The 8,538-nt window shown below is 38.3% G+C and carries 9 protein-coding genes; 6 read left to right on the top strand and 3 right to left on the bottom strand.

What is annotated here, in order from left to right; all coding sequences use genetic code 11:
- Positions 1–75 precede the first annotated feature (75 nt).
- The gene (locus MKL35_RS08345) at positions 76–1,284 is read left to right on the top strand and encodes an IS256-like element ISAba26 family transposase (protein WP_000343018.1); all 1,209 of its coding nucleotides are present in this window, start codon (positions 76–78) and stop codon (positions 1,282–1,284) included.
- Between the two features lie 220 nt (positions 1,285–1,504).
- Here MKL35_RS08345 and MKL35_RS08340 read toward each other — a convergent pair whose 3' ends face one another.
- Positions 1,505–1,870: a hypothetical protein gene (locus MKL35_RS08340; RefSeq protein WP_002051788.1), complete on the bottom strand. Its 366-nt coding sequence runs from the start codon at positions 1,868–1,870 to the stop codon at positions 1,505–1,507.
- A 221-nt stretch (positions 1,871–2,091) separates the two neighbouring features.
- On the opposite strand from MKL35_RS08340, the gene MKL35_RS08335 reads away from it, so the two are divergent.
- Together MKL35_RS08335 and MKL35_RS08330 are read left to right on the top strand one after the other, a co-directional pair.
- Positions 2,092–2,679, top strand: a complete 588-nt coding sequence (locus tag MKL35_RS08335) for an NAD(P)H-dependent oxidoreductase (protein ID WP_031955958.1) — start codon at positions 2,092–2,094, stop codon at positions 2,677–2,679.
- Between the two features lie 13 nt (positions 2,680–2,692).
- Complete coding sequence (locus tag MKL35_RS08330) at positions 2,693–3,007, top strand: putative quinol monooxygenase (RefSeq protein ID WP_004884660.1); 315 nt, start codon at positions 2,693–2,695, stop codon at positions 3,005–3,007.
- Between the two features lie 45 nt (positions 3,008–3,052).
- Here the strand turns inward: MKL35_RS08330 and MKL35_RS08325 are convergent, their stop codons facing one another.
- Positions 3,053–3,421, bottom strand: coding sequence for a hypothetical protein (locus MKL35_RS08325; protein WP_209796500.1), 369 nt, complete (start codon positions 3,419–3,421; stop codon positions 3,053–3,055).
- Between the two features lie 185 nt (positions 3,422–3,606).
- Here MKL35_RS08325 and MKL35_RS08320 point away from each other — a divergent pair, with 185 nt between their 5' ends.
- Positions 3,607–4,395 (top strand): hypothetical protein, encoded by a 789-nt coding sequence (locus tag MKL35_RS08320; RefSeq protein ID WP_032011729.1) that lies wholly within the window; start codon positions 3,607–3,609, stop codon positions 4,393–4,395.
- Positions 4,396–4,461: 66 nt separating this feature from the next.
- On the opposite strand, the gene MKL35_RS08315 is transcribed toward MKL35_RS08320, so the two are convergent.
- The gene (locus tag MKL35_RS08315) at positions 4,462–5,871 is read right to left on the bottom strand and encodes an FAD-binding oxidoreductase (RefSeq protein ID WP_270913349.1); all 1,410 of its coding nucleotides are present in this window, start codon (positions 5,869–5,871) and stop codon (positions 4,462–4,464) included.
- 378 nt (positions 5,872–6,249) lie between these two features.
- On the opposite strand from MKL35_RS08315, the gene serA reads away from it, so the two are divergent.
- Together serA and MKL35_RS08305 are read left to right on the top strand one after the other, a co-directional pair.
- The gene (serA, locus tag MKL35_RS08310) at positions 6,250–7,482 is read left to right on the top strand and encodes a phosphoglycerate dehydrogenase (RefSeq protein ID WP_002051786.1); all 1,233 of its coding nucleotides are present in this window, start codon (positions 6,250–6,252) and stop codon (positions 7,480–7,482) included.
- Between the two features lie 98 nt (positions 7,483–7,580).
- Positions 7,581–8,465 carry an EamA family transporter gene (locus MKL35_RS08305; protein ID WP_032011728.1) on the top strand — a complete coding sequence of 295 codons (885 nt, stop codon included), beginning with the start codon at positions 7,581–7,583 and terminating at the stop codon, positions 8,463–8,465.
- The last annotated feature ends 73 nt before the right edge of the window (positions 8,466–8,538 follow it).

Here is an 8,538-nt window from a genome sequence, read left to right as displayed (position 1 = left end):
GGGACTGTTCTAAATTTTGTGTAAGTACTTAATTTTCATTTATCCTTCAGAGGATAATTACAAAAGGTACTTCACATGGATGAAGCAACAATCAAAAGTATGGCTGCCGAATTGGCTAAAGGTCTAAAAACACCAGAAGACTTAAACCAAATGACAGCAGTCTTTAAAAAATTCATGATTGAAACTGCACTCAATACTGAACTTTCAGACCATCTCGGTTATGAAAAGCATCAGCCCAAGAAAGGCTCAAATAGCCGTAATGGGTTTAGTTCTAAAACCATTACAACTCAAGATGGACAACTGGCTTTAGATATTCCCCGTGATCGAGAAGGTTCATTTGAGCCACAAATTATAAAAAAGCACCAAACACGCATCACCAGTATGGATGACCAAATCCTCTCACTGTATGCAAAAGGAATGACTAATAGGGAAATTGTAGCCTTCTTCAAAGAAATGTACGATGCCGATGTGTCAGCATCTCTCATCAGCAAAGTTACCGATGCTGTGATTGAGCAAGTGACTGAGTGGCAAAATAGAGCCTTAGATAGCCTTTATCCTGTTGTCTATCTTGACTGTATTGTTGTCAAAGTCCGTCAGCACTCCAATGTGATTAACAAGTCCGTATACCTTGCTTTAGGCATCAATATGGATGGGCAAAAAGAATTACTGGGTATGTGGATTGCTCAGACAGAAGGTGCCAAATTCTGGCTGTCAGTCATGACAGAGCTAAAAAATCGAGGAGTACAGGACATTCTTGTTGCCTGTGTAGATGGATTAAAAGGCTTCCCTGACGCGATAGCCTCTGTTTACCCTCATACTGATATTCAACTGTGTATCGTGCATGTTGTACGCAATAGCCTGAGATTTGTAAGCTGGAAAGACTACAAAGCTGTTACGTCGGGTCTGAAAGCGATTTATCAGGCAAGTACAGAGGAAAATGCTTTAAAATCCCTAGACATCTTCTGTGATCAATGGAATCACCAGTATCCCAAAATTGGAGAATCCTGGCGGGCCAATTGGGAAAATATCCGAACGATCTTTAGCTATCCAGCCGAAATACGTCATGCAATTTATACAACAAATGCGATTGAGTCGTTGAATAGCGTAATACGCCATTCAACGAAGAAAAGGAAAATCTTTTCATCTGATGACTCAGTAAAGAAGGTCATTTACTTAGCAACATCAAATGCTGCGAAGAAATGGACGATGCCAATTCAAAATTGGCGTTTAGCAATGAATTGGTTTACGATTCAGTTCGATGATCGATTAAAAGATCATTTATAAAAAATGGAACTTACACAAAATAATTTACAGGCTCTATGACGTGAGATTCGGTAATTTTTACCATTTGGCTTAATTGCCGGATGACACAATATCACTTTTTATATTGATCATCAATCGGACAATTCCAACCATTTTAAATTCTATATTTTGCTTAGCCTCAACCCACTTTTATATTGTGAATAACTCTAAAGTTATCCACATATCTTCTAAGGATTCAGCCTTAAGGACAAGGATTAACTTGAAAGTCTGTTGTTTCCTGCCCTTTTGTACATTGGTAGCTTTGCTTTTTATTTACGATTTTCCAAATGGTCTGATCACGTTTTAATAAATATTCAGTACGTGTTTTTGATATAGCATCTTCACTAGGCACAGTTTGTAAAATAGTTACTTGTGCATTAGAAGCATCATCCAAAGCATTCATTTGCTGTGAAATACTTAAATTACTTGCGTTATTTAAAAGGTTTGGTTGATCGATCAAAACAGCTTGTATCGGACTATTAGCTTGAGGTGTAGGTGGGTTTGTATTCGGTGTACATGCACTCAGAACCAATAAATTACACATCATGAGTAAACCAATTTTTTTCATACTCAACTCCACCACAACTTCACCTTGATGCTAAAGGCTACAAACAATTTTTTCCGTTCAACTTTGTAAAATATATCTTTCAAGTAAAGCATAAATACAATATATCCAGTCCATATTAGTGATTTTTACTCAATAATATTTTTCCAATTACTGCATTTTTCTCTAAGAGTATCTTCTCTAAAGTATCGCTCAAGTTTAAGAATTGAATTAGAGAAACTTCCATGAGCAATATTTTAGTCATTAATGGCGCTAAACAATTTGCGCATTCAAATGGTGAATTAAATGACACACTCACGGCATTGGCAACGGACCATCTCACTGAACTAGGCCATGACGTACAAGTCACTCGTGCAGATAGCGACTACAATGCAGAAGCTGAGGTAGAAAAATTCTTATGGGCAGATGTCGTGATTTATCAAATGCCCGGCTGGTGGATGGGTGCACCGTGGACTGTAAAAAAATATATTGATGATGTATTTACGACAGGTCACGGTTCATTATATACAAACGATGGTCGTAGCCGCTCTGATACCTCAAAAAAATATGGTTCAGGTGGTTTAATTCATGACAAGAAATATATGCTGTCACTCACTTGGAATGCACCGATGGAAGCATTTAACGATGCGGATCAGTTCTTCCACGGCGTTGGTGTAGATGGTGTTTATTTACCATTTCATAAAGCCAATCAGTTTTTAGGTATGAGTACTCTGCCAACTTTCATTGTAAACGATGTGATTAAAATGCCTGACATTGATAGTTACGTTGAAGAATATAAAGCACACCTAAACACTGTATTTGCAGCAGCTTAATAAGGAGAACACAATGCTTACCATTATTGCGGAAATTCGTACTCAATCGGGCGAACAGCACCGCCAAAACGTATTGGATGCATTTCAGAAAATCATTCCAACTGTTTTAGCAGAAGAAGGTTGCCATGGTTATGAACCTTTAATTGACCATAAATCAAATGCGAGCTTCCAGACTCAAGAGCCTGACACGATTGTTATGTTAGAAAAATGGGAAAGCGTGGCTCATCTTGAAGCACACTTAGCTACACCTCATATGCAAGCGCATCATGAAGCAGTCAAAGATGATGTCGTTGATGTCAAAATTAGAATTTTAGAGAGTGGCGCATAATTTAAAGGGTATAAAAAAGACGATATATTTATCGTCTTTTTATTTTTATGAGCAAAGCTGTGTTTGGAAACCTTTAGTATTTTTTCCTCTCGCACATTGGTATCTCTTTTGCTTATTTTGCAATTGCCACTTTTCATCGACTAATTTAAATGAATATTCTGTACGAATAGCTGAAACAGAGTCATCCATTAAACCTGTTTGAATGACCGTAATACGAGAAACAGTCGGAGACTCTACACGGTTAAACACTTGCTGAACTGAGGTGTTATTGTGCTCTTTTACAATCTCAGGTTGAGCTTTAAGTACTTGTTGCATTGGGGTTTCCGAACCCACAAATGGAATTAATTTACTGGTCGTCGCACACCCAGTGAAAAGTCCAGCACAAAGAGCTGAAATCAAAAATAAACGTTGCATCTTTATCACCAAAACAAAAGGCATAGCTTTATGATGCTATGCCTTTGTTGGTTACTCTGTAGAAACTATGTAGTTGTAAGTATGGCTACTCTTTTACAGACCAAATATTTGTTCTTGCTTACTCAACTTTAATGACAATCGTTTGATAAAATTAATTTCAAATACACATAACAAATAGGATCGTTATGCAACTGACTTATGCGGGACAAGTTTTCTTGGTAGTCGTTGCAGTTTTGATGATTTGGTCATTTGTACTCACCAAGTTTTGGGTCAAGCCTTTAGCTAAAAATCGTAAAAGTAGTAAATTTGAATTTGCTTATTTATTTGCCGTGGTTTTTAGTATTAGTGCTTTATTTTTCCCATTTACCTATTGGGTTTCTCAGGCAGTCTACGGCTTAGCAACCAAACCAACTTACGATGCAACTGTAGTGAGTTATACTTCTGAATGGGTAGATACTGAACGCACAGACTCAAATGGGCGTAAATATAAAACTAAAACACTCATGCATACTGCTCAGGTTCAATTTAAAGATAATCAAAATAGAACTCTAACTTTAGATAATTCAGTTCGCTCTGTTGATGTGCCTGTAGTTGGTGAACATATTACTGTTGTTTATGAATCTGGTGATCACACAGCGCAAGAAAAGAGCTGGCGAACAATTCTATTGTTTGCAGCTGCTTTATTTATGCTATTTATTTTAGGTTATGTGTTGCTCATGATTATTGCCTACAGTCTAAAGCACGACATGGAACCCTACAAAACATTTGCTAGCGTGTTAATTTTTAAAGTCATGCTTCCACTTGGAACAATGGCGATGTTTTCGATGTTGTCTTATTCTATTTTTGCCTATTTCTTTTTAGGTAATCCAAGGGGTTTACCTCTATGGGCCATTGTGCTTTGTAGTTTTTTTGCTCTTAGTCTTTTACCGTTGATTTATCATATTCTGACAGGTTGGAAAGCGTACAAGAAATAAAAAAATTAATAAAAAAGCGCATCTTACGATACGCTTTTAGCAGAACTTCTTTTATTTAATAAAGCATTAGAGATCAAATAATTTACCCGGGTTCATAATACCTTTCGGGTCAAATACTTTTTTCAATGCCTTCATATATTCAATTTCTTCAGGAGAACGCGAATATTCCAAATATGGCTTTTTCGTCATACCTACGCCATGCTCGGCAGAGATTGAACCATCGTATTTTTTCACGGTATCAAATACATATTTATTCACAACCTGACACTTCGCAAAGAACTCATCTTTGGTTAAGTTTTCAGGTTTTAAAATATTTAAGTGTAAGTTACCGTCACCAATATGACCGAACCAGCAAATTTCAAAGTCAGGATAGTTCTCTTGAACAATCGCATCAATTTCACGAATAAATGCAGGTACATGAGTAATTAATACAGAAATATCATTTTTGTATGGAATAAACGGTGCAATTGATTCAGAAATATCTTCGCGTAAACGCCATAAACTCTCTACTTGGTCAAGGCTTTGGCTCATCACGCCATCAAGTACCCAGCCCTGCTCCATACAGTGCTCGAAAATTTCCATTGCTTTGTCGATAATCGGCTCGTATGGTGCTTCAAACTCAAGCAATACATAGAACGGACATTCGGTTTCAAATGGACGTTGTACATGACCATTGTTTAAAACTTTTTGCATTGCAAGTTCACCAAAGAACTCAAATGCTGTTAAGTCGATATCTTTTTGGAACGCATGTAATACAGGCATTACTGCATCAAAATCAGGAACACCTAAAACTAAAACTTGTAAGTTTTGTGGTTGACGCTCAAGTTTAATTTCTGCTTCGGTCACTAAACCTAATGTGCCTTCACCACCAATAAACAAATGCTGTAATGCATAACCAGTTGCATTTTTAACCATGCCTTTGTTTAAACGTAAAATATCGCCTTTACCAGTAACTACAGTTAAACCAAGCACCCAGTTACGTGTCATGCCATATTTAATGACTTTAATACCGCCAGCATTGGTACCAATATTACCGCCAATCTGACTAGAACCTGCTGATGCAAAGTCAACCGGATAATACATACCTTGTTCTTCTGCATAATTCTGCAATTGCTCAGTCACAACACCAGCTTGAACACGCACCATACAGTCTGCCGGGAAGAACTCAAGAATCTGGTTCATTTTGTCCATACTAATGACAATTTCACCATTGGTTGCTACTGCGCCAGCAGAGAGACCAGTACGGCCACCAGATGGCGTAATCGCGACATTAAACTGGTTCGCAAGTTTTACAACTGCCTGAACTTGTTCAGTCGTTGATGGAAAAACGATGACCGATGGGTTCGGATTAAAATGCTTGGTATGATCTTTACCCCAGTTTTCGAGACTATCAGCATCGGTTTTAATACGGTTTTCACCGACGATTGCTGTTAATTGGGTGAGTAACTCAGGTGTTAAAGCGACTGGAGCATTCATCGTTTGCAGACCTAGCAAGAAGTAAACTGTGGTGGGACTATGACCTCATATTCTCAAGGTTTTCACCTGAGCAAAGCCATAATGTTCAAGGAACTTCTATATTCTACATGTAACCGCACAAGCGATAAAGTTCATAATAGAGATACTGTCACTACAAAACATGTTTAAAACCAATAAATGTGTTTTTATAAGGCTCTAAAGGAAAACCTAAGCCCTCAAGAATACCAAGCATATTTCATAGCGCTCGGCAAGCCATAAACAGAAGTGATTAGACATAGATAAAATTGCCATAAGGCGATGGTATAAACGAAATATCTATAGCGCTGCCCAGTATGTTATTATACCGCCACCAAATTTGGCCTTTGTAGCGGAGCCGTAATGAGCCAACATCTTTCACTACCTAAAGATAAAATCCGTTTCCTTTTGTTAGAAGGCGTTCACCAAAACGCAGTCGATACTTTAAACGCTGCGGGTTACACCAATATTGACTATCGTAAAACTGCTCTTGAAGGCGAAGCGCTTAAAGAAGCAATTAAAGATGCTCACTTTATTGGTATTCGTTCGCGTACCCAATTGACTGAAGAAGTTTTCGAAGCTGCAAATAAATTGATCGCAGTAGGTTGTTTCTGTATCGGAACAAACCAAGTTGATCTTAAAGCAGCAATGGCACGTGGTATTCCTGTATTCAACGCACCGTATTCAAATACGCGTTCGGTTGCAGAGCTTGTACTTGCTGAAACGATTCTTCTTCTTCGCCGTGTTCCTGAAAAATCGGCGGCTTGTCATCGTGGTGGTTGGGACAAGTCTGCTGTCGGTTCTTTTGAAACTCGTGGCAAAACTTTAGGTATTGTGGGTTACGGTTCCATCGGTTCTCAACTTTCAGTTCTTGCTGAAAGCATGGGTATGCATGTTATTTATTATGATGCAGTCACTAAGTTACCAATGGGTAATGCTCGCCAAGTTGGTTCTTTAGATGAACTTTTAGCAACTGCTGATGTTGTGACTTTGCATGTACCAGATGTTCCGTCTACACGTAACTTCTTTACTAAAGAACAATTTGCAAAAATGAAAGAAGGCGCAATCTTCTTAAATGCTGCACGTGGTACATGTGTAGTCATCGAAGATTTAGCTGATGCAATCAAATCTGGTCACCTTGCTGGTGCAGCGGTTGACGTATTCCCTAAAGAACCAAAAGCAAATGGCGAAGAATTCCAGTCTCCACTTCGTGGTTTAGACAACGTGATCTTAACTCCTCACGTTGGTGGTTCAACGATGGAAGCTCAAGCAAACATCGGTTTAGAAGTAGCAGAGAAATTCGTTGCTTACTCTGACAAGGGTATGACACTTTCTGCGGTAAACTTCCCAGAAATCGCATTGCCATTAACGGCGGGTCAACACCGTTTACTACACATCCATAAAAACGTACCGGGTGTATTGTCTAAAATCAACAACTTGTTTGCTGAACAAGGCATCAACATTTCTGGTCAGTCTCTTATGACTAAAGGTGACATTGGTTACCTCATTATGGATGTTGACGCTTCTGCATCTCAAGAAGCTTTAGATACATTACACGAAGTTGAAGGCACAATTCGCGTACGCGTATTGTTCTAATTCGAACTGTAAATTTAAAAGCCACAGCATTGTCTGTGGCTTTTTTATGGGTATTTACATTATCATGTGAAAAGTATACCAATTGATCAAATAATAAAATGTCCAGTCCAAGCCAGAAATCCCAGCTCCATGCTTTGGGCTTCCTTATTCTTGCTATGTTGAGCGTTCAAAGTAGCGCATCGTTAGCTAAAGTTTTATTTCAGAGCTTTCCCGTTTTAACAGTGTCTGCAATGCGTTTATGTATTGGAGCGTGTATTCTGGCTTTTATTTTTAAAATCTGGCGAATTAATTTTAGTCAGGTTCGATGGAAAGCGATTTTGGCTTATGGCTTTGCTCTTGCAGGCATGAATGCTCTTTTCTATTTATCTCTTGAACGTTTGCCGATCGGTATTGCAGTTGCATTTGAATTTATTGGCCCATTAAGCGTGGCTTTATATCATGCTCGCCAAAAATATGATTTTGTATGGGTCACTTTCGCAATTCTTGGACTCATTTTATTATTTCCTTTTAATCAAGCTCATAGCTTGGATTGGATCGGTGTTTTATTTGCAATGAGTGCGGGCGCATGTTGGGCGCTTTATATTATTGCAGGACAAAAACCTTCTGGAATTTCAGGTAATCACACCGTTTGTTTAGGTATGGCTATAGGTGCTTGCATACTTTTACCAATTACATTTTTTTCAGGCTCAATTACTCAAGTTATAGAGCTGCCCTATCTTTTTTATTTTATTGGCTTAGCAATTTTGGCCAGTGCGCTTCCGTTTTCTTTAGAAATGTTAGCACTACGCAATTTAACCCCACTAAGCTTTGGAACATTGATGAGCCTAGAACCTGCAGTTGCAGCCCTTTCTGGCTTTATATTTTTAGGCGAATATCTGTTATGGAACCAATGGTTGGCGCTCGCAACAATTATTACTGCTTCCGTCGGTTGTACCGTAACGGCCCAGAAAGCTCGTCAACAACGTGAAAAAACAGCAGGTTAACGCTATAAAACCTGCTGGTTAAAACACAATATTGGCTATAATTAATCACTCTTATTTTTTAAATATCAAATGA

The sequence above is a fragment of the Acinetobacter sp. AOR41_HL genome (assembly GCF_027854645.1).
Classification (GTDB): Bacteria; Pseudomonadota; Gammaproteobacteria; order Pseudomonadales; family Moraxellaceae; genus Acinetobacter; species Acinetobacter nosocomialis.
This window is presented reverse-complemented; position numbering and strand designations above follow the sequence as displayed.

What these genes read in the sequence shown, in the direction of transcription:
- MKL35_RS08345 (WP_000343018.1), top strand. Translation starts at nt 76, where the DNA reads ATGGATGAAGCAACAATCAAAAGTATGGCTGCCGAATTGGCTAAAGGT.
- MKL35_RS08340 (WP_002051788.1), bottom strand. Translation starts at nt 1,870, where the DNA reads ATGAAAAAAATTGGTTTACTCATGATGTGTAATTTATTGGTTCTGAGT.
- MKL35_RS08335 (WP_031955958.1), top strand. Translation starts at nt 2,092, where the DNA reads ATGAGCAATATTTTAGTCATTAATGGCGCTAAACAATTTGCGCATTCA.
- MKL35_RS08330 (WP_004884660.1), top strand. Translation starts at nt 2,693, where the DNA reads ATGCTTACCATTATTGCGGAAATTCGTACTCAATCGGGCGAACAGCAC.
- MKL35_RS08325 (WP_209796500.1), bottom strand. Translation starts at nt 3,421, where the DNA reads ATGCAACGTTTATTTTTGATTTCAGCTCTTTGTGCTGGACTTTTCACT.
- MKL35_RS08320 (WP_032011729.1), top strand. Translation starts at nt 3,607, where the DNA reads ATGCAACTGACTTATGCGGGACAAGTTTTCTTGGTAGTCGTTGCAGTT.
- MKL35_RS08315 (WP_270913349.1), bottom strand. Translation starts at nt 5,871, where the DNA reads ATGAATGCTCCAGTCGCTTTAACACCTGAGTTACTCACCCAATTAACA.
- serA (WP_002051786.1), top strand. Translation starts at nt 6,250, where the DNA reads ATGAGCCAACATCTTTCACTACCTAAAGATAAAATCCGTTTCCTTTTG.
- MKL35_RS08305 (WP_032011728.1), top strand. Translation starts at nt 7,581, where the DNA reads ATGTCCAGTCCAAGCCAGAAATCCCAGCTCCATGCTTTGGGCTTCCTT.